19 protein-coding genes and 1 tRNA gene are annotated in these 19,218 nt (G+C 61.5%); 12 read left to right on the top strand and 8 right to left on the bottom strand.

Annotated features, from left to right (window positions below; genetic code table 11):
* Nucleotides 1-14: 14 nt before the first annotated feature.
* From HMPREF1531_RS12370 to HMPREF1531_RS12355, 4 genes are read right to left on the bottom strand one after another with little or no spacing between them, the layout of a single operon-like run.
* Nucleotides 15-431, bottom strand: coding sequence for a Fur family transcriptional regulator (locus HMPREF1531_RS12370; RefSeq protein WP_016670302.1), 417 nt, complete (start codon nt 429-431; stop codon nt 15-17).
* Nucleotides 421-1,401, bottom strand: coding sequence for a metal ABC transporter permease (locus HMPREF1531_RS12365; RefSeq protein WP_016670301.1), 981 nt, complete (start codon nt 1,399-1,401; stop codon nt 421-423). Before HMPREF1531_RS12365 ends, HMPREF1531_RS12370 begins: the two co-directional genes overlap by 11 nt.
* Nucleotides 1,401-2,168: a metal ABC transporter ATP-binding protein gene (locus HMPREF1531_RS12360; RefSeq protein ID WP_016670300.1), complete on the bottom strand. Its 768-nt coding sequence runs from the start codon at nt 2,166-2,168 to the stop codon at nt 1,401-1,403. The genes HMPREF1531_RS12365 and HMPREF1531_RS12360 overlap by 1 nt, the downstream gene beginning before the upstream one ends.
* The gene (locus HMPREF1531_RS12355; RefSeq protein ID WP_016670299.1) at nt 2,159-3,160 is read right to left on the bottom strand and encodes a metal ABC transporter substrate-binding protein; all 1,002 of its coding nucleotides are present in this window, start codon (nt 3,158-3,160) and stop codon (nt 2,159-2,161) included. The genes HMPREF1531_RS12360 and HMPREF1531_RS12355 overlap by 10 nt, the downstream gene beginning before the upstream one ends.
* Before the next feature lie 165 nt (nt 3,161-3,325).
* Between HMPREF1531_RS12355 and HMPREF1531_RS12350 the strand changes: the two genes are divergently transcribed.
* From HMPREF1531_RS12350 to dusB, 7 genes are all read left to right on the top strand, one after another.
* Nucleotides 3,326-4,711 (top strand): glycine--tRNA ligase, encoded by a 1,386-nt coding sequence (locus HMPREF1531_RS12350; protein WP_036899639.1) that lies wholly within the window; start codon nt 3,326-3,328, stop codon nt 4,709-4,711.
* Between the two features lie 114 nt (nt 4,712-4,825).
* Nucleotides 4,826-5,506 carry a GntR family transcriptional regulator gene (locus tag HMPREF1531_RS12345; protein ID WP_016670297.1) on the top strand — a complete coding sequence of 227 codons (681 nt, stop codon included), beginning with the start codon at nt 4,826-4,828 and terminating at the stop codon, nt 5,504-5,506.
* A 7-nt stretch (nt 5,507-5,513) separates the two neighbouring features.
* The gene (locus HMPREF1531_RS12340; protein ID WP_016670296.1) at nt 5,514-6,044 is read left to right on the top strand and encodes an ECF transporter S component; all 531 of its coding nucleotides are present in this window, start codon (nt 5,514-5,516) and stop codon (nt 6,042-6,044) included.
* A complete protein-coding gene (locus HMPREF1531_RS12335; protein ID WP_016670295.1) occupies nt 6,044-7,711 on the top strand; it encodes an ABC transporter ATP-binding protein in 1,668 nt (555 codons plus the stop codon). Before HMPREF1531_RS12340 ends, HMPREF1531_RS12335 begins: the two co-directional genes overlap by 1 nt.
* Nucleotides 7,708-8,481 carry an energy-coupling factor transporter transmembrane component T family protein gene (locus tag HMPREF1531_RS12330; RefSeq protein ID WP_016670294.1) on the top strand — a complete coding sequence of 258 codons (774 nt, stop codon included), beginning with the start codon at nt 7,708-7,710 and terminating at the stop codon, nt 8,479-8,481. The genes HMPREF1531_RS12335 and HMPREF1531_RS12330 overlap by 4 nt, the downstream gene beginning before the upstream one ends.
* A 17-nt stretch (nt 8,482-8,498) precedes the next feature.
* The gene (locus tag HMPREF1531_RS12325) at nt 8,499-9,851 is read left to right on the top strand and encodes an MFS transporter (protein ID WP_016670293.1); all 1,353 of its coding nucleotides are present in this window, start codon (nt 8,499-8,501) and stop codon (nt 9,849-9,851) included.
* A 45-nt stretch (nt 9,852-9,896) separates the two neighbouring features.
* Nucleotides 9,897-11,063: a tRNA dihydrouridine synthase DusB gene (dusB, locus tag HMPREF1531_RS12320; RefSeq protein ID WP_016670292.1), complete on the top strand. Its 1,167-nt coding sequence runs from the start codon at nt 9,897-9,899 to the stop codon at nt 11,061-11,063.
* Nucleotides 11,064-11,141: 78 nt separating this feature from the next.
* On the opposite strand, the gene HMPREF1531_RS13130 is transcribed toward dusB, so the two are convergent.
* The 3 genes from HMPREF1531_RS13130 to HMPREF1531_RS12310 all read right to left on the bottom strand — a co-directional run bounded on the left by HMPREF1531_RS13130 (nt 11,142) and on the right by HMPREF1531_RS12310 (nt 13,241).
* Nucleotides 11,142-12,278, bottom strand: coding sequence for a hypothetical protein (locus HMPREF1531_RS13130; RefSeq protein ID WP_016670291.1), 1,137 nt, complete (start codon nt 12,276-12,278; stop codon nt 11,142-11,144).
* 107 nt (nt 12,279-12,385) lie between these two features.
* Nucleotides 12,386-13,150, bottom strand: a complete 765-nt coding sequence (locus tag HMPREF1531_RS13125; protein ID WP_016670290.1) for a hypothetical protein — start codon at nt 13,148-13,150, stop codon at nt 12,386-12,388.
* An 18-nt stretch (nt 13,151-13,168) separates the two neighbouring features.
* Nucleotides 13,169-13,241 (bottom strand) — tRNA-Leu (locus HMPREF1531_RS12310).
* A gap of 160 nt (nt 13,242-13,401) precedes the next feature.
* Here HMPREF1531_RS12310 and HMPREF1531_RS12305 point away from each other — a divergent pair.
* Nucleotides 13,402-14,490 (top strand): HD domain-containing protein, encoded by a 1,089-nt coding sequence (locus tag HMPREF1531_RS12305; protein WP_051123443.1) that lies wholly within the window; start codon nt 13,402-13,404, stop codon nt 14,488-14,490.
* On the opposite strand, the gene HMPREF1531_RS12300 is transcribed toward HMPREF1531_RS12305, so the two are convergent.
* Complete coding sequence (locus HMPREF1531_RS12300) at nt 14,471-15,229, bottom strand: ABC transporter permease (protein WP_016670288.1); 759 nt, start codon at nt 15,227-15,229, stop codon at nt 14,471-14,473. The genes HMPREF1531_RS12305 and HMPREF1531_RS12300 overlap by 20 nt on opposite strands.
* Before the next feature lie 80 nt (nt 15,230-15,309).
* Here HMPREF1531_RS12300 and dnaG point away from each other — a divergent pair, with 80 nt between their 5' ends.
* The 4 genes from dnaG (at nt 15,310) to HMPREF1531_RS14225 (ending at nt 19,010) form a co-directional block, all read left to right on the top strand.
* On the top strand, nt 15,310-17,172 hold the full coding sequence (gene dnaG, locus HMPREF1531_RS12295) for a DNA primase (RefSeq protein WP_016670287.1): 1,863 nt from the start codon (nt 15,310-15,312) through the stop codon (nt 17,170-17,172).
* Between the two features lie 155 nt (nt 17,173-17,327).
* Nucleotides 17,328-18,185 carry a sigma-70 family RNA polymerase sigma factor gene (locus HMPREF1531_RS12290; protein WP_036899487.1) on the top strand — a complete coding sequence of 286 codons (858 nt, stop codon included), beginning with the start codon at nt 17,328-17,330 and terminating at the stop codon, nt 18,183-18,185.
* Complete coding sequence (locus HMPREF1531_RS12285) at nt 18,158-18,661, top strand: hypothetical protein (protein ID WP_016670285.1); 504 nt, start codon at nt 18,158-18,160, stop codon at nt 18,659-18,661. The genes HMPREF1531_RS12290 and HMPREF1531_RS12285 overlap by 28 nt, the downstream gene beginning before the upstream one ends.
* Before the next feature lie 124 nt (nt 18,662-18,785).
* Nucleotides 18,786-19,010 (top strand): hypothetical protein, encoded by a 225-nt coding sequence (locus HMPREF1531_RS14225; protein WP_232210279.1) that lies wholly within the window; start codon nt 18,786-18,788, stop codon nt 19,008-19,010.
* Nucleotides 19,011-19,218 lie beyond the last annotated feature (208 nt).

Genomic DNA, 19,218 nt, shown 5'->3' with positions numbered 1-19,218 from the left:
TGGGTAGCTGGGTATCAGTCGGTCATGGCAGACCAGCACGCATCACAGACGCCATACACCTCCACGTGGTGTTCTGGTTCGTGGAAGCCATGCTCCGTCGCCACCTGGATTGCCCAGCGCTCCAGGGCTTCAGGCAGAATCTCGACGGCTCGTCCGCAGGTGCGGCAGATCAGGTGGTGATGATGCTCGGTGGAGCAACGCCGGTAACCGATCTCCCCATCAACCATGCGGATGGCGTCGACCAGCCCCTCTCCGGCAAGCCACTGCAGGCCCCGGTACACAGTGGCCAAACCCACCGATTCGCCGGCCATCTTCAGTTGGGCATGCGCTTTTTGAGCCGAGACGAATTCGTTGGTGTCATTCATGTGGTCGAGGATCACCTGGCGTTGACGGGTCAGCCTGAGATGCTTGCCGGTTTGGTCAGTGCTCATCGAAGTGGTCTCCATGTGGTGCGTGCCGGTGACCGTCATGCAGGTAGTCGACGTGATCACCGTGCAGAATTGCTGGGTGGTCCGGTTGATGTCCATGGTAAGGCGGATGATCGCCGACGCGGGGGAACAGTCCGGCTTCCTCCGAATCCTCGACCAGGCCCCGGCGCCGATGCTGCAGCCAAGCAGAGACCGGGAGTGTGGCTGCGAAGACGAGGATCGCCAGCACGACGATGGTCGCTCCCGAGGCCGAGTCCAAGTGGTAAGAGATGATGATCCCGCTGAGTGCTTCGACCAGCCCGATCGTCATCGCCACCAGCAGACCGCGGCGAAAACCGCTCACCATGTTCTGCGAGGTCGCCACCGGGATGACCATCAGCGCACTGACCAGCATCAGGCCCACAGTGCGCATGGATACCGCGACCGTGATCGCGGCAAGGACGACGATGGCCATGTTGTACGCCGAGGTTCTTAGACCCTGGGTGCGGGCGAAATCTTCGTCGGCGCAGACGGCGAAGAGTTGGGGGCAACATCCGATGGCCACGGCACTGACCAGGACCCCCACGATCCCGACTGCGATGACATCCCCATCATTTACCGAGGTCAGCGACCCGAAAAGGTACTGGGACAGGGAGCCACCACCGCGCCCCGCGATCCCGGCCATCAGGACGCCCGCCGACAATCCACCGTAAAATAGGATCGCCAGGCCGACATCTCCTGATGCCCGTCCGGACTGGCGCAGCCATTCGATACCGATCGCGCCCAGCACGCACACCGCGATGGCAATGGGAACCGGCTGGGAACCGGTCAACAAAGCCAAGCCGACACCGGCGATGGCGACGTGTCCCAGGCCGTCGCCCAGCAGGCCCAGTCTGCGCTGGACAATGTAGGTGCCGACGGCAGGGGCCATGATTCCGGTGAATGCCCCGGCGACGAGGGCCCGGATCATGAAATCCAAGGTGAAGATATTCATCAGCTGCTCAGCAATCCGTCGCGGCCGGTTCCCACGACGCGCAGCTGTGGGTGTTCACCGGAGGGAAGACAGTCGTCCAGGCCAGGACCTGCCGACAGCGGCCCATCGTGGATGATGTGTCCATTCCGCAACACCACGCCCCTGGTCAACAGGGGTTCCATGGCGCCCAGTTCGTGCAGCACGGTGAGGATGGTCATCCCCTGTTCGTGGAGTCCTGCCATCAACCTGGCGAGACTGGTCTGGGTACGCAGGTCGAGGGCTGCCAAGGGCTCATCGAGGACCAACAGATCCGTGCGGCCCACCAGCGCCCTGGCAATCAGCACCCGCTGCTGTTGTCCTCCGGACAACTGGACCATTGGACGCGAGCCCATGGCCTGCATGCCGACTCTCTCCAGGGCCTCGTCTACTGCCCTTCGATCCTCACCGGATGCTGGGCGGAATAGAGAGCGGCGCGACAGCCTGCCTAGTAGGACGATTTCCCGGGCGGTGGCACCGGGTACCTGCAGGCGAGCGTGCTGGGGAACGTATCCGATACGTGGCCAGTCATGGAAGTGAGTCAGTGGAACCCCGAACAGCGCAACGCTGCCGGTCTGGTGAGGAATCAGGCCAAGCAGCGTGCGCAGCAGAGTTGTCTTGCCAGAGCCGTTGCCACCCAACAAGGCGACGACCTCTCCGGGTTGAACCGCGAGATCGATGCCGTGGAGAATCTGGGAGCCACCCAGCCAAGTGCCGACTGCTTCCGCCCGGAGTACCGGGCTCACTGACATTTGTTGGCGCTCCGGAGCGATTCGAGGTTGGAACTCATTACTTCAGCGTAGTCCGAACCTGCCGACTGGTCTGACAAGGTTTCCAACGGGTCGAGAACCGCGGTTTGGATGCCCAGATCCCCGGCAATGGCTTCGGCGACCTTGGGCGAGACAGCTGTCTCGGTGAAGATGGTCGTCACGTTGTTGGCCTTGGCGATCTCGTGGATCTCCTGGATGCGAGCCGGGCTGGGCTCCTCCTCGGTGGAGATGCCGGAGATACCCACCTGGGTCAGGTGGTAGCGGTTGGCAAGGTAGCCGAAGGCCGCGTGGTTGGTGATGAAGGTGGTTACCTCGCAGGTCGCCAGGCCAGTCTCGTAGGACCCGTCAAGGGCGTTCATTTTTTCGGTGAGGGCTGCTGCATTGGCCTTATAGGCATCCGCGTTGCCGGGATCTATCTCGCCTAATGCTTTGGCGACGTGATCACCGATCGTGGCAACGTTGGTCGGAGCCAGCCAGACGTGGGGGTCGTAGGCGCCGTGGTCGTGATCCTTGTGGTGGTGGTCGTCCTCGGAGGCTTCGGCGCTGGAGGATTCATGATCGTGGTCGTCTTCCGATTCGTGCGTTCCGGCTCCGGACCGGGGTAACAATTCCAGGAAGGAGCCAGTTTCCAGCACTTTGCCGGGGGACTGCTGCTCGACCGCCTCGTCCATGGCTTCCTGGTAGTGCTCCTGGTAGACCACGAGATCGGCCTCGCCGACCTGGGCGACCTGTTTGGCGGTCAGCTCAAGATCGTGTCCATCAGCTCCAGGTGCCAGCAGGTTGGTCACCTCGGCCATGTCCCCAGCAACCTGACTCGCTACATAGGCGAAGGGGTAGGCGCCCACGACGATGCTGGGTTTGTTGTCATCGGTGCTGCCAGATGCTTTGGAGGCTGCTGAACCTGAACAGGCCGACAGTCCCAGCAATCCGGCGACAATGGGGGCAGAGAGCTTCAGTGCGTCATGTCTAAACATGAGAATCATTATCCACCCGGTGCCAGGATTGGTGAAACCGGGGCGGAACGTTCCGGGATTCGTCACGATAATCTTGGTCAGACGCCACCTGGCAGGTTGGCGTCACCCCGATGCCAGCCAGGTATCGGGCGTCGCCCCACGGGGCCTGAGGACTTGGACATGTACATGGCTGAAAGCACTCTCGACAAAGTCATTTCTCTTTGCAAGCGACGCGGGTTTGTCTTCCCGTGCGGTGAGATCTATGGCGGTACCCGGGCCGCGTGGGACTACGGTCCGCTGGGCGTTGAACTCAAGGAGAACATCAAGAAGCAGTGGTGGCGCTACATGGTCACCGCCCGCGACAACGTCGTTGGGCTGGACTCCTCAATCATCTTGCCCCGCGAGGTGTGGGTGGCCTCCGGGCATGTGGGGGTGTTTACCGACCCGTTAATCGAATGCCTGAGCTGCCACAAGCGTTTTCGTGCTGACCAGGTGGTGGAGGAGTTCGCCCATCGCAAGGCCCTTGCCGAAGAAGCCGTTGCGCTGGCGGATGTTCCGTGCCCCAATTGTGGCAACCGTGGGCAGTACACCGAGCCACGCGACTTCAACATGATGCTCAAGACTTATCTCGGCCCGATTGAGGACGAGTCGGGGCTGCACTACCTGCGTCCGGAAACCGCTCAGGGTATCTTCGTGAACTTCAAGAACGTGCTGAACGCCACTAGGCAGAAGCCACCTTTCGGGATCGCCCAGGTCGGGAAGTCCTTCCGTAATGAGATCACCCCGGGAAATTTCATCTTCCGCACCCGCGAGTTCGAACAGATGGAGATGGAATTCTTCGTCGAACCCGGCAGTGACGAGCGGTGGCACCAGTACTGGATCGATGAGCGCAAGGCTTGGTACGTCGAGCTAGGTATCGACGAAGCCAATCTGCGGCTCTACGAGCACCCCCAAGAGAAACTGTCCCACTACTCCAAGCAGACGGTCGACATTGAGTACCGATTCGGTTTCGCTGGTTCGGACTGGGGCGAACTTGAAGGAATCGCGAATCGCACCGACTTCGACTTGGGTACGCATTCGAAGCACTCGGGAACCAATCTGGAGTTCTTCGATCAGGCCAAGGGCAGGCACTTCACCCCGTACGTGATCGAACCGGCCGCCGGGTTGACTCGCTCCCTGATGGCTTTCCTCGTCGACTCCTATGCTGAGGACCAGGCGCCGAATGCCAAGGGTGGAGTGGATACCCGCGTCGTGCTCAAGCTCGACCATCGCTTGGCTCCGGTGAAAGCAGCAGTGCTGCCGCTCAGCCGCAACGAGGCACTGTCACCCCGGGCCAGGGATCTGGCCGTTGAACTGCGTCAGTTCTGGAATGTCGACTTCGACGATGCTCAAGCGATTGGCAAGCGGTACCGTCGCCAGGATGAGATCGGAACCCCATACTGCATCACCGTCGATTTTGACTCCCTCACCGACCACGCGGTGACCATCCGGTCCAGGGATGACATGACCCAGGAAAGGGTAGCGATCTCCCAGGTCAAGGACTATCTCGCCCAGCGGCTCATCGGCTGCTGAGAGTGGCTTCGCAAGACAGGGGCTCGGGGCGCAATGGTCCGGGCCCCTTGTCGGGCCCGCCGCTACTCTGCTAGACATTGAGACGTCACGATGTCTTAATCTTCGAGGAAGGCGATGAGCGGCGAACCACGTTACCTGCGTGTTGAGCGTGACCTCGCATCTTGCATCCGGGCGGGGAAGTGGGGCCCCGGGGAATTCCTACCTTCGGAGACCGAGCTCCAGAAACGGTACCGGGTATCCCGCACCACCGTGCGCAGGGCCGTTCAAAACTTGGTGAGTTCCGGGCTACTGGTCATTGAGCGTGGCAACGGTACCCGGGTCAGCAGCCCGGAGAGTAGCGGCGCTGGGGTCCAAGTGTTCAGCTTCGTATCCGCAATCGCCGAACAGGGGATGACACCTGGGTTACGTGGCGCCGTCGCGGATGTGACAACCAGTGAAGGCGGCGTCCGGATGATCCATCTGCAACGGGTTCACACCGCCGACGAGGAGCCGATCTCGGTGAGTGATTCTTGGCTGGATGCCGGTCAATTTGCCGGTGTTCCCCTTGACGTGCTGAGCCAGGCGGCATCCCTCTATGAGACCTTTGCATCCTTTGGTATGTCCATCACCGAGGTGATCGATCACTACGGCATTGCCACTGCAGATGAAGAGCACGCGGACCTGTTGGGTGTCGGGGTGGGGCAAGTGCTTCTTCAGATCGACCGGATCGCCAAGAGTAGGGACCAAGTCGTGGAGACCGGACGAATCCTCGTCTGCACCGAAAGATATCGACCAACAATCATCACCAGGAGTTGACACCGGGATGCCCACTAACAAACCAGATCTGGCCCAGCGCACTGAGGCCCCCAAGGCGAATGCCACCGTCCGCATCCTGGCCGTCATTGCCGTGTTCACCGCATTGTCCGCAGTGGGCTCGCTGGTGAAGATCCCGTCGCCCTTGGGAACCGTAGCATTCGATTCCGCGCCCGGATACTTCGTAGCTGCTGCCTTCGGTGGTCTGCCCGGGGCCGTCGTCGCCTGTCTTGGTCACCTTATCACCGCTGCGATGACCGGATTCCCATTGTCATTGCCGATACACATCGTCATCGCCCTCGGCATGGGGATATGCGCCTGGGCCTTCGGGCTTTTTGCCCGTCGGGGCAATGTGGGCATGGTGATTGGTTTCGTTCTTGCCGCTTTGCTCAACTCTGTCGTCCTGAGCCTCATCGTGCTGCCGGTCGGCGGCGTCGCGATGTACAAGGGTATGACTGTCTTCCTGCTGATTGGTACGGTCGTCAACTTGGCCTTGGCGATGATCGCTCACCTGGCGTTGCGCAGGTCCCGGATCCATTGATGCCCGAACAGCTGCGGCTGTCGGGGGTCAGTTTCAGATATCCGGGAGCCAGTAGGGATGCTCTCGTCGAGGTCGAGGTCGTGGCAAGGCCCCGGCGGAGAATATCCATCATGGGGAACCTCGGCTCTGGGCGATCCACTTTGGTACAGGCCATGTGCGGGGTCGTGCCGTCGCTGACAGGCGGATCCATGACTGGTGAGGTCCGCTACGGGCGGGCCGATCTCGCTGACCATCCGGTGTCCACCATCTCGGAGTACATCGCGCTGGTTCTGCAGGATCCGGAGTCTCAGTTGCTGTCCAGGACGGTGGCCGAGGACGTTGCCCTGGGGCCACGCAACCGTGGCTTGGCGGTTGGTGAAGTGCTGGCTCGGGTACGGGCGGGGCTGGCAGCCGTCGGATTGAGCGGGTCCGAAGGCCGTGCCACCTGCGAGTTGTCCGGTGGCGAGGCCCAACGTTTGGCCATTGCCGGGGTCCTCGCCATGGATCCCGAGGTTCTGTGCCTCGACCAGGCGACGGCCAGGCTCGACTCTGTGGGGGCTGCAGCCGTCGAACGGGTGTGCACGGATCTGGTCGGGGCCGGATGCTGTGTTGTGTCCGTGGATGGTGACCCCGCGGTCGCAGCTCGGGCTGACGAGCTGTGGGTGATGAGTGGTGGAAGAGTCGAAATAGTCCCTCCATTGGAGATGCTCGGTGACGCGGATACCTGCGCGGCGAGAGGAATTCGCCCGTTGCCTGTCGCCCAGTTGATGACCGAGGTCAGGGCTCGATGCATTGATGCGTCGCAGCCCCCACCACTGATGGACGTGACCGGGGTCGTGACGTGGGCTGCCGGACTGGCTGACGGGTGTCCGGCGGACGTGACCCGATTGCCCAGGGGCGGTGAGGTGGTCGCGGTCTTCGAGGACGTGAGTTTCTCCTATGACGGGACCCGTCCTGTGCTGTGTGGGCTTGATCTGGAGATTAGGGCTGGCCAACTGCTTGGTTTGGTCGGCCCCAACGGCTCGGGCAAGTCGACCCTGGTCAAGATGCTTAACGGGCTACTGAGGTCCACCAGTGGGAGGGTCCTGCTCAAAGGGACCGATGTGGCCCGCATCGACGCCGGTGAATTGGCCCGACAGGTCGGGTTCTGCTTCCAGATTCCTTCGCGTCAGCTCTTTAACCCTCGGGTGGACAGGGAGATCGGCTGTGCTCTGCGCCACCAGGGCGTGCCGCGGAAGGAGGTGCGCCGACGCGTGGGTGAGGTAATGGAACGCCTGGGTATTGTCGAACTCGCCGGGTGCAACCCGCTGATTCTCGATGCAGCACAACAGCAGCTTGTTGCTCTGGCCTCGGCCCTCGTGCATGAACCGATATTGCTCGTCGTGGACGAACCCACCGCCACCCAGGACTGGCCCGGCACCCGCCGGATCATGGAACTGCTGGAGGCTGAACGAGACCGGGGAGTTGCGGTGATCATGATCAGTCATGATGAAGAACTGCTCGGTTGGCATGCCGACCGGGTCGTCAGGCTCAAGGAAGGCCGGGTGGTCGCTGATGGTGCCCCCGGACATGTGCTCGACACCCAAGCGGTCCGGGTCTGGCGAAGCTTGTTCCCGGGCGCGGCCCCGGCATCCGACACGGCCGCGACCGCCGCCGCCCTCGCCAAAATGGCGGGGGGTAACAGGTGAGGATCGATCTGCGGGCCCGTTCGATGCTTCTGGTCTGTGTCACAGTCGCCGTCATATGCTTCTCCCATCCCGGCTGGCTACTCGGTGTGGTCGGCTGCGAACTGGTGTCGATGGCCGTGCTCGGAGTGCAGCTGACAGGGGCAGGGAAGATGCTTCGGCCGATGCTGGTGATCATGGCGGTGGTGTGGTGCGTCACAGTCTTTGTCCCACCTCTGCGATTTCTGAATGATCCGGTGCTGGGGCAGGTGCTGTTCACCTTGGGACCGGCGACGGCCACCTGGGCAGGTGTGGCGGCTGGTGGGATGTTTGTCCTTCGCATGGTGGCGATGCTTTTAGCGACATGGATAGTCCTGGCTGATGCCGAGGTGGACGAGGTGATCGAACTCGCCAACCATTGGAGACTCCCACCCTCGGTGACCACGGTGATCACCTGTTCCGTGGCGACGGTTCCGCGGCTGCTCGCCCGCAGGGAACAGATTGCCGAGGCCCAGACTGCCAGGGGAATCCAGGGGCGGGGCACGGTCAGCGCCTGGCGCAGTGCGGTGGCGCTCATGGTGCCGCTGATCGTCACGTGCATGGCGACGGCACAGGACATGGCGATAGCCCTGAGCATGAGAGGGCATGGAGCCTCCCGCCGGATGACCGTCATGTCCCGGCTCGTCTGGACGCCCAGGGATCGGGGCATTTTCGCGGTCGCTCTTCTTGTCACCATCATGGTACCGGTCGTCAGGTTCGGACTGGGATGGGGTAGCGTTCTTACGACAACCTGATGCGTATTGGAGGCGGAATGACTCACGTTCTGTCCACTCGGGCCCAACGCCTGGATCGCTTGAGATTCGGACGAGAACATTCTCGGTTGCTGATCGGCTCCGGGGTCGGGTGGGCTCTTGACGCTATGGATGTGGGGCTCATTTCATATGTGATGACCGCTCTATCTGTCGAATGGCAGTTGGACAACGCTGAACTGGGGATGATCGGCTCAGTCGGTTTCGTCGGCATGATGGTTGGTGCAAGTGCCGGTGGTCTGGCCGCTGACCGGATCGGGCGACGCGCCGTCTTCGCTCTCACCCTCCTCGTCTATGGTCTGGCGACTGGTCTCGCGGCCTTCTCCACAGGTGTGACGATGCTTCTCGTGTTGCGGGGTGTCGTCGGGCTGGGTCTCGGAGCCGAACTGCCTGTAGCAGCCACCCTGGTCTCCGAGTACGCGCCGTCCAGGATTCGTGGCCGGGTGGTCGTGTGGCTGGAGAGTTTCTGGGCTCTGGGGTGGATCCTTGCCGCAGCACTCGGTTACTTCCTGGTTCCGAAAACTGCTGGTGGGTGGTCAGGATGGCGATGGGCGTTGCTCGTGGGGGTCGTCCCAGCCTTCTATGCGGCGGTGGTGCGCCATGGGCTTCCGGAGTCGGTGAGGTTCCTGGAATCGAAAGGCCGTCAACGCCAGGCAGAGCTCGCTGTGCGGCGGTTCGAACGCGGTTCAGGGGTCGAGCCGTCTTATGATCTTGATGTCGCCGTTGCTGAAACTCCCACCTCGGTGGAGGACAGCAACGGGTCGGTGAGGACGACATCATTGCTCGGGCCTGAACATCGTCGCTCGACGGTGGGACTGTGGCTCGTGTGGTTCTTCGTCAACCTGTCCTACTACGGTGCTTTCACCTGGATGCCGACCCTGCTGCTGCGTCAAGGCCACGACCTGGTGCGCTCCTTCGGGTACACCTTGGTCATCACTGTTGCCCAACTGCCCGGATATGCCGTGGCGGCTTGGCTTATCGAAGTCTGGGGCCGACGTGCGACCCTCGCATGTTTCCTGACCGGTTCAGGAGTCAGCGCCCTGTTCTTCGGGATGCAGGATTCGACAACGGGAATCATTGCGTTCGGATGTCTGCTGTCGTTCTTCAACTTGGGCGCTTGGGGAGCCTTGTACGCAATCGGTCCGGAGATCTATCCGACCGCGCTGCGTGGAGCAGGCACCGGTGCGGCCTCGGCCGTCGGTCGGGTGGCGGCCATCGTAGCCCCGCTGCTGGTACCAGTGCTGCTGGTGGGCGGTAACCCCTTGGTGTTCGCTGTCTTCGCGGTGTCCTTCCTGATCGCCGCAGTATCGGCGCTGCTTCTGCCGGAGCGTCGGCATCTGGAGATGATCGAGTGAGCCTGGCACTTGGTGCCGGAGGCACTCACCGCTTAGCCTTGTGCGATGCCCGCACCAGATACCCCGGTTCTGCCGCCCTTGCGGTTGAACTCACCATCCAATCCGGATGCCCTGGTGATCGGCACTCCGGTGGTGCTCGCACCTATGGCTGGGGTCACCAATGCCGCATTCCGGCAGCTGTGCCGGGAACAGGGAGCGGGGCTGTACGTCTGCGAGATGATCACTTCGCGGGGGCTTGTCGTGGGGGATTCGAAGACCGCGGAGATGCTCACCTTCTGGGATGGGGAGACCCGTTCTATTCAGACCTACGGGGTGGATCCCGTTTCCCTTGAAATAGCCGTCGATATTTTGTGCACATCCTTCGCTGCGGACCACATCGATCTCAACTTCGGCTGCCCGGTGCCCAAGGTGACTCGTAAAGGAGGTGGGGGAGTGCTTCCGTGGAAACTTGACTTGATTAAGAAGATCATGTCTGCAGCCGTCACTGCTGCTGACCGTCATGGGGTGCCGGTGAGCGTGAAGACCCGTATCGGTATCGACGACGAACACATCACCTTCATGGACGTAGGTCGGCTGGCCGAGGACTGCGGGGTGGCCGCAGTCTGCCTACACGGCAGGACCGTCGCCGAAGCCTATTCCGGTCGGGCTCACTGGGAACCGATCAAACAACTCGCTGATGCCTTGGACATTCCGGTGCTGGGCAACGGAGATATCTGGGAAGCTGGTGATGCACTGGAGATGGTGCAACAGACCGGGTGTGCCGGAGTCGAGATCGGGCGCGGCTGCCTGGGAAGACCTTGGCTGTTCCGGGATCTGGCTGCAGCCTTTCATGGGCAACAGGTGACCACTCTGCCCACTCTCGGTGAGGTGAAACAGATCGTGCGCCGACATGCCGAACTGCTGGGCCGCCTGTGGGGCGAGAACCACGGGATGAAAGATCTCCGCAAACACGTGGCTTGGTATTTCAAGGGTTTCCCGGTCGGCGGGGAATTGCGTCACGCCCTGGGTAAGGTCGATTCAATGGCTTGCCTCAATGACCTGCTGGATCTGCTGCCCGACGACATCGTCTTTCCGGCCAGTGAACTGGGCCGCCCCCGGGGTCGTCAGGGATCGCCACGGTCGAAGGTGACCATGCCACACGGCTGGCTGATGGACCGGAGCGGTTTGGAACTTGATCTGTCCGAAGCCGAGATGGATGTCTCTGGTGGCTGAGCCGGAAACCTCAATGAGATCCTGAGTCGTCGCCTTCGGGGCTAAGCGTGTGGTGCAGTGCGACAGAATCTCCTGATGTCAGGAGATCCAACCGGTGAATGGCCGGAAGTCTTTTCCTGCCAGGCAATGGGCCAACCCCGCAATGACTTCTCCGGCCTGCTCGCCATTGGCTCCCGGCAAGTCTTTCAGTGAGCCAACATCCGGATTCTGGTCGCCCAATGACCAGTACAGCACCGCTTGACGCCAAGCGTAGGCTGCGTTTTTTATGGCCGCCAGCGGGTGCCCCTGTTGGGTGGCCAGCCCGAGTAGCCGGAACGTGTCGCGCGCCGCTTGCGTCGCTGCGTGAGCCCAGCCGCGCGACGGTTGGCAGCCCAACTCCACCAGGGTGATGATGTTATGGGTGGTGATGATCTGCTGCCGTTCGATGATCTTGCCGTTCCGGGCCACCGACCAGCATTCGTCGCCGCTTTCGTGGCAGCCGCACATCCGGTCGAAGTCCGTCAGTTCCGGGTATCCATTCTTGTCTGGCTGTTCATCGCGCGAGGTAAACACCGCGGCGTAGTCGATGCCGTGGTACCTCTCGTACAGCGATCCCTTTAGATGCCGCGCCGCGAGCCGCCCTGCAGCCACGTACGCGGGCCCAAAGCGGCCCTCGAAGATGTCCGCTGCCAGTTCCTTCACCCATGGCAGTTTCGCCTCTGCCGTCAGCGCCTGGAACTCCTCCACCAAGTTGTTTGGCACCACTGTGCCGGGGAAGTAATCAAGGTACAACGTGCCCAGCCGCTGTGCGCTGGCCGTCGATGCCTCGGACTCTACTTCGTTGCCGTGCGCCAGCAATGCCGCTGCCCATGGCAGTTCTTTGAGCTTTACCTGCGACTGCAGGTTCCATAGCAGCAACGATCTCCGACGTCGGAACGCCTTATAGATCTCGGCAACCAAATGCCGGACGGCTGGGTCGGGAATGCCTTGGCCCATGCTCGGCGCGCTCAGTTGCGGTACCAACAGTGCGAGGATCTCAGCAGAGGGCAGCGTTCCATCCTCGGCAAGATCTTCGATCTCTGCGATCCGCGCACGCCCGGTCACCCGGGCCACCGACGGCGGCAGATCCAGCCCTGCAGTCACTACAGCCAGGCGCTCAATCCCGTCGTCTGGCCTCAGTTCCCGCATTCGTCTAGCGACGGTATGCGCCAGCTCCGCGTGCAGCGGCTGCGCCACGAACTCCCGCTGGCGTGCTCGGATTCCTTCGCACTTCGCCGAGGATGGCAGCCCCCGCTTTGCCGCGATTGACGCTAATACGTGTCGTACCCTGGGCGACTGCTCGGTCAGGGTGCCCTCGATAACCCGTCGCAGCTCCCCAACGAGGATCGGTAAGTTCTCTTTCGGGTTGCGGTACTTGCCGCACCGCCTGGCGGTTGCGATGGCGATGTCGTAGGCGGAGACGAGCTGGGCAGCGGCAGCCAGACCTCAATGGCCTCCTTCTGTGCGAGGAGAGCATCACGCGATTGGCGCTTCGCCAAGGCATCTGCGACCTCTCCGGCAGTCATCCGGAATACCTTCGAGCCGCGGTCTGGCAGTGGTTCGGCTGGGATCGGCGTGAAGTGCAGTTGGTTGGCGAATGGTTCCAACTTGGCCAGCAGCTGGCGTGCGGCAGCCTCATCGCCGAGCCGGATGAGTGCTGCCACGGCGAGCAACGCGCCGTCCTCGGGTAAAAACACGGCATACGCACCATCGGCGAGCATCCGGTCGAGTTCAGCTAAGCCTTCGGGCGTCAGCCAAGAGAAAAAGATATTTGCCAGTGTGGGTTCGATGCCCAGCCGGGTTGCCCGCTCGATCTCGTCGGGCCGTAGCGGCGAATCCGCTTTTGCGCGTCCCGTTGTGAAACCGCCGCGCATGACCTCCAGTGTTACCCATTCAGGTAGTTTTGTCGGCTTGCGTGCTCCGATCCTCACCGAGGTATCGGCCATCCCATCAAGTACCCGAACCCAAGCTTCCATGCGGGCATTGGCGTCACGCCTAGCCTGCGTATTCTCGGCGGCCAGTACGGCCTGAACCGCCTTGGCGAGCTGGTGATACGCATAGCCAGACACGCTTCTCCTCCGGTCTCGCCGGCGTGGCAGGTACCGCCCCTGCTCCCTGCGGGTCCTTAGCCCGCCGCTCTGACTACTGAGCTACACGCCGTGCCGACGACGCTACCAGCGTCCCGGTTCAGGCGCTGCCGGTTCGCGAAACAGGAGAATTCGTTGTCCAGTCATGTTTTGTCGGTGAGTGCTGGAAGAATCGCATCATGAGCTCCCAACCATTGCCGGTGAACCCCCGGGCACAGTCTTGGGCGCGGACGATGACCGGCCACGGTGGCGATCAATTCATCACCGCCCATCGTGATACCCGGGTCACCATGAGCGCTGATCCTCTCGTCGACCGGACAGCGCGTGAGGAACGGGAGGCCGCCACCTTGCGTCCCGGCGCCACTTTGGCTCATGGTGCGGGCCATCGGGCTGTTGAGGAGGAGCCGGATCCCGAACGCACTTGCTTTGAACGCGACCGTGACCGCATCGTGCACTCGGCAGCCTTCCGACGCCTGGCCGGCAAGACCCAGGTTGTCGTCCATCCCACCGACCATCAGCGCACCAGGCTCACCCATGCTATTGAGGTGGCCCAGGTCGCCACCTCCATCGCACGGGCGGTCGGTGCCAACGTCACCTTGTGTGATGCCATGGCCCTTGGCCACGACTGCGGTCATGGCCCGGGTGGGCATGCAGCTGAGGAGGCCTTCGATGCCTTTCTTCCCGATGGTTTCGACCATGGTCCATGGGGCGCCGACATCGCCTTGCACGATCTCAATCTGTGTGCCGAAACCTTGGATGGCATACGCAACCACTCTTGGTCATCGCCAGCTCCGGTGACCATTGAGGGAGAAATCGTCAGCTGGGCTGATCGAATCGCTTATTGCGCCCACGATCTTGAGGACGCCATCCACGCCGGCATCGTTGGTGTCGGCGATCTGCCGACCGATGTGGTGGAGGTGCTCGGGGCCGAACGACGTACCCAACTTGGCGTGCTCATTCGTGCGGTATCCGCAACCGTCGTCGAGCACGGAATGGTCGGCATGGATTCCCGCACCGCCCACGCCCTGTCTCAGCTGCGCCGGTTCAACTATGAGCACATCTACACCCGTCCAGAATCCCTCGAGCAATCCCATGTCATGATCCGGCTGCTTCAACAACTGGTTCATTACTACGTCGATCATCCCGAGAGCATGCCTACACCACACGTGGGTGATGATCTCACCGTCGCGGCAGTCACCTATGTGGCGGGCATGACTGACAGATTCGCCTTGACTCAAGGGGAACGGCTGCTTGGTTGGGATCCCGAGACCTTCCCACCGGGAATCGGCCACCGTTACAACATCAGGGGTGCAGCATCGTGATCAAATCGTCGGGTAGCAGTCGTCCCGAAGTGATCAGACGGGTCATTACGGCCACCGTCACCGTCTGAGAGACCACGATGCCCACTAGGACCAACAACTGGGCAGCTCCTGCCTGCAAGGCTGTACCACCTCCCATAAGCACCCCGACGTAGGCGCCGGGGAGGGTGACCAGACCGACGGTCCGCGTGGAATCCAGGGAGGGAACCAGCGGTTCGGAGACGATTGGTCCCAGCACCATGCGGGTGGCCATCACCCGGTTCATGCCCAGGGCAAGCCCTGCTTCATAGACCCCGGCCTGGAAACGCAACTCGGGAAAAAATCTGCGTCCGGCGAGGGTGTGGGCTGCCATGGTGTTACCGATGATGATCGAGCCGATCGGGATCATCGCCATGCCATTGAAAGGCGCCGTGCGGGAGGCGAAAACGACCAGCAACGTGGGCAATACACCTGCCGCGAGGCTCAGCGCAGACCACCACCACGTGGAGCGTGTCCCGACCCGCCCGGTGGTCGTCCACACGGCGATGGTGAACATGACGGCGATGAACAACAAGGAGGTCCACACCTGACCGATCGCGGCGACTACCACCGAGGACACCAGGAGCAACTGGAGGGCAGCCCGCGCGACGGCGACAACCATTGAGCGGTGGATGCTGAACCGGTTGATCATTGCCACCGCGACGCCAATGCACATCAATGTGATGGTTGCGACCAGCAAATTCCAGCTGGGATCAACGGTCATGATGCCTCCCATCAGATCATCCCATGGCCTGCAGGCAGCGTTGTGCAGGACCACAGCCGTCGGAGCAATAGGATGTCGGCATGGTTGCACGCATCAACGACGAGGACATCGCCCTGGTCCGCGAGCGGGCCCGTATCGACGACATCGTCGGTGCCCACGTGCAGTTGCGCAATGCCGGTGGGGGATCGCTGAAGGGACTGTGCCCCTTTCATGATGAGAAGACTCCTTCCTTTCAGGTCACCCCTTCTCGTGGGCTGTTCTATTGCTTTGGGTGCGGGGAGGGTGGGGACGTCATCACTTTCCTCGAGAAGATCGAGAATCTCACCTTCACCGAGGCGGTGCAGATTCTGGCCGACCGGTACGGGGTCCAGTTGCGGATCTCCGACGACGGTCAACCGACCACGGCCCCCGGGTTGCGCCAGCGCATCATGGCCGCAAACCAGGCTGCTGCGGAGTTCTACCAGGAACAGATCACTTCCCCAGAGGCAGTCATCTTCCGTCAATTCGTCGATGGCCGGGGATTCGACAGAGCCACCGCCGAGCATTTCGGGATGGGATACGCTCCCAAGGACGGCAAGGTATTGGCACGTCACCTCACTGCAAGAGGCTTCACCCATGAGGAACTGGTGGCCGCGGGGCTCATCCGTGAGGCCGGATGGGACTACTTCCAGGGACGTGTGCTGTGGCCGATCCGCGATTCCGGACGTTCGGTCCTGGGCTTCGGGGCGCGTCGGGTGTTCGACGACGACCGGATGCCGGCGAAATACCTCAATACCCCGGAAACTCCGGTTTACAAGAAGTCCCATGTCCTCTACGGATTGGATTTGGCTCGGCAGGCGATTGGCAAGAAATCTCAAGTGGTGGTCGTCGAGGGCTACACCGATGTGATGGCCTGCCACGTGTCCGGTATAGACACCGCCGTCGCATCCTGCGGAACTGCCTTCGGTGCCGATCATGCGCGGATCGTGCAGCGACTGATGGGCAACAATGACGTCTTCAACGGGGAAGTGGTATTCACCTTTGACGGAGACGCCGCAGGCCAAGCAGCAGCGGAAAAGGTTTTCAAACTCGACCAGAACTTCGTCGCTCAGACTTACGTTGCCGTGGAGCCCGGTGGTCTCGATCCCTGTGATTTGCGGCTGCGGTCCGGGGAACCGGCGGTCCGGGAACTGGTCGGACGGCGTATTCCGTTGTATCGCTTCGTCATGGGACGCACCGTCGCCCAGTTCGATCTTGATCGGGTCGATGGCCGGTTGCAGGCGGTCCGGGCTGCGGCACCGCTGCTGTCCAGCGTGCGCGATGCATCCTTGGTCCGTGGTTACCTGCGTGATCTGGCTCAACTCGTTGGGATGGACATTGAGGAGGTCCGCCAGGTGGTATCACGAACCAACCGTCGTGAAACACCCCTCGATACCGTCCGGCCTGGTCATCGCAATACCACCAGGGAAGGTTCGGTGCTGGAAGGCCTCGGCATGGACTGGCCGGACCCCCGGGACCGGAATTTGGCAGTCGAACGGGCGACCCTCAAGTTGATGCTGCAGTTTCCCACCCTGTTCGACACCGAATGGAACGGAGTGATAGCCGATGACTTCACCCACCCCACCTACCGGGCGGTATATCAGGCGATTCTCGACACTCCCTATTCGACGAGCCAGTGGGCCGAGCGTGTGCACGGTGCCAATTCCGATCCCGTGGTTCAGCAACTTGAGGTGGCGCTGCTGGTGGAACCGGTCCTCCTCGAACCTGACGAGGCCTATGCTTCCGCTCACACCGCACGGCTGCAACTGCTGTCGACGATGCGGGAACTCACCGACCTGCGTTCCAGGCTGCAACGGATCAACCCGGTGGAACATCCCGTCGAGCATAAGCGGGCTTTCAGCCAGCTGATTGCTCTGGAGACCCGGCGCCGGGACTTGGAGGCACTGAGTCGCGGGGCCCAGTGACCCCTGTAGGTCTGTGGCCCAGCCGCCGGACCTGAACGCTGGATGTGGTTGTTGAAGCATCGGCTGGCTGTGGATAAATCGGCGAAATTAGTGTTGTCCGTTTTCTTGCCTGTTGACAGCCGCCATTCATGCCGGGAACACAGCACGCTGAGGTCATGTCCACCGATTATGAACCAGAACTGCTGACCCATGACGAGGAGATCGCTCTGGCCGTCGATATCGAAGCCGGCCTTCTCGCGGCCCATGCTCTCGCGAACGGTGAGAACCCTTGTGAAGCCAGCAACGGAGAGCTCCAGTTCCTCGCAGAGCGCGGAGAAGCCGCGCGACGTAGACTTTATCTGGCCAACCTTGCTCTGGTCCGGCAACGAGCCGGTTACTGGGCGAAACGTCTGTCGGTTTCCTTCCAGGAACTTTTCCAGGAGGGCTGCGTCGGATTGGGGGAAGCTATTGCCAGATTCGACCACAGCCTCGGGCACCGTTTCTCGACATTTGCCCATCCGTTGGTGGATGGGCGAATCGCGCAGCATGCACAGACCAGATGCGGGACGATTGAGTTCACCAGGCACCGGGTGCGCTCGGTGCTCAGATACCAGCGGGCTGGGGAGGAACTTGCTCAGCGGCTTGCCCGCCAACCACGCCCCGAGGAAATTGCCGATCATCTGGGAGTGAAGCGTTCGGTTGTGCGGGCCACCTTGGAGATCGGGATGACCCCGGTCAGTGTACTTGATGAGGATCTCCCCGATTCGGCAGAGCTCACGGAATGCCTGCCTGGATCGGACATGGCCTGGTTCGACCGGCTGGGTGAATACGAACAGATGATTTTGTCGGCCCGGTTCGGATTGGGGCAGCCGCCGGTAAGCCGACGGACTCTTGCCGAACGGCTGGGCGCCTCCGTGTCCACGGTTAGACGGGAGGAACTACGTGCGCTCTCGATGGCCAGACGTGTGATTCTGTATCCGTCCAGCCCGAGTGAGAGGATGGGGCAATGGCACGACCACCAGCGCGCAGGCTGACCCGCGAGGAAACTTCGGAGTTGTCCCGCGTCACGCAGCTGCGACACCCACAGATTCTCGCCGTTGCCCGTGGAGCCGACGACGTGGTGATCCTGCTCCCGGACCGCATGGTGATTCGTCGCCCACGAGGCTGGGAGATGGTCGCCTGGCAGGACATCCAGCGGGGAGGATTTTCCGATGCGGGTGAACTCTCCTGGGAACTGACCGACGGTACGAAGAGGACAGCCATCATCGATGATGTCGCCATTGTTCCCCGGGCTTTCCAGGAATTGATCCGTTCCTCGATCATCGTCTCCCGGAGGATGGAACTGACCGGCGGGCTCGGATCTGTGATGATCAGTGGCCGCCGCAGCCCGACCGGTGACGGCGCCGTTTCGTGGCAAACCGAGGCCTTGGGGCGCTGCAACCTGTCAGATTCCGCAGTTCAGTCCCAAGTGCTTGAGCTCGTCGCACGGATGCGGGCCGAGTTCGAGTAGCCGAGGTGTGCGTGACAGGCCGGGAAATACCGGAATCCATGCCAAATAGTGCGGATACAGTCCAGGATTTCTTCGGCCAGTTGTTTTTTGAAAAAGTTGGGCCGAGATGTTGTTGTGTGGTGGTGTGGGGGATGATTCCTTTGTAGGCGGTGATGTTTCGGTAGAAGTCGAAGTTGTCGTGGCTACTGTTTCCCGGAAAAGGTGGTTTTTAGTGGTAGATGTGGAAGTGTCCGGTTTCAGGCTTCTGGTTATGGCCTGGTTAAAGGGTGTTGCTGATGATCTCGGGGCCTTAGTGGTCGTTCAGATCAAAAGTAGGCCCCAGGTTGTTGTCGGCGTATCGCATCCATGAGAATCGGTAGCTAGGTTCCATCGCGGTGTTGTTCTCGCAGTTGTATCACAAGACGGATTTTCCGGCCAGGTTGGTGATAGCAGACACATCTGACCAGTGGCAGGTTTCCTTGGTTTTGAATTATTCTAAACTACCTAGATCCTCATCAACTGACATCTGATCAACTTTTACCAAGCTACCCTTATATCCCTCGCTACGGGATCGGATT

Source organism: Propionibacterium sp. oral taxon 192 str. F0372, assembly GCF_000413315.1.
Lineage (GTDB): Bacteria > Actinomycetota > Actinomycetes > Propionibacteriales > Propionibacteriaceae > Brooklawnia.
The sequence above is the reverse complement of the archived record's forward strand: the minus strand, read 5'-3'. Positions and strand labels throughout refer to the sequence as shown.

Bases quoted from the DNA above. Each gene is read 5' to 3' on its own strand.
- HMPREF1531_RS12370 (WP_016670302.1), bottom strand. From the start codon at position 431: ATGAGCACTGACCAAACCGGCAAGCATCTCAGGCTGACCCGTCAACGC.
- HMPREF1531_RS12365 (WP_016670301.1), bottom strand. From the start codon at position 1,401: ATGAATATCTTCACCTTGGATTTCATGATCCGGGCCCTCGTCGCCGGG.
- HMPREF1531_RS12360 (WP_016670300.1), bottom strand. From the start codon at position 2,168: ATGTCAGTGAGCCCGGTACTCCGGGCGGAAGCAGTCGGCACTTGGCTG.
- HMPREF1531_RS12355 (WP_016670299.1), bottom strand. From the start codon at position 3,160: ATGTTTAGACATGACGCACTGAAGCTCTCTGCCCCCATTGTCGCCGGA.
- HMPREF1531_RS12350 (WP_036899639.1), top strand. From the start codon at position 3,326: ATGGCTGAAAGCACTCTCGACAAAGTCATTTCTCTTTGCAAGCGACGC.
- HMPREF1531_RS12345 (WP_016670297.1), top strand. From the start codon at position 4,826: ATGAGCGGCGAACCACGTTACCTGCGTGTTGAGCGTGACCTCGCATCT.
- HMPREF1531_RS12340 (WP_016670296.1), top strand. From the start codon at position 5,514: ATGCCCACTAACAAACCAGATCTGGCCCAGCGCACTGAGGCCCCCAAG.
- HMPREF1531_RS12335 (WP_016670295.1), top strand. From the start codon at position 6,044: ATGCCCGAACAGCTGCGGCTGTCGGGGGTCAGTTTCAGATATCCGGGA.
- HMPREF1531_RS12325 (WP_016670293.1), top strand. From the start codon at position 8,499: ATGACTCACGTTCTGTCCACTCGGGCCCAACGCCTGGATCGCTTGAGA.
- dusB (WP_016670292.1), top strand. From the start codon at position 9,897: ATGCCCGCACCAGATACCCCGGTTCTGCCGCCCTTGCGGTTGAACTCA.
- HMPREF1531_RS12305 (WP_051123443.1), top strand. From the start codon at position 13,402: ATGACCGGCCACGGTGGCGATCAATTCATCACCGCCCATCGTGATACC.
- HMPREF1531_RS12300 (WP_016670288.1), bottom strand. From the start codon at position 15,229: ATGACCGTTGATCCCAGCTGGAATTTGCTGGTCGCAACCATCACATTG.
- dnaG (WP_016670287.1), top strand. From the start codon at position 15,310: ATGGTTGCACGCATCAACGACGAGGACATCGCCCTGGTCCGCGAGCGG.
- HMPREF1531_RS12290 (WP_036899487.1), top strand. From the start codon at position 17,328: ATGTCCACCGATTATGAACCAGAACTGCTGACCCATGACGAGGAGATC.
- HMPREF1531_RS12285 (WP_016670285.1), top strand. From the start codon at position 18,158: ATGGCACGACCACCAGCGCGCAGGCTGACCCGCGAGGAAACTTCGGAG.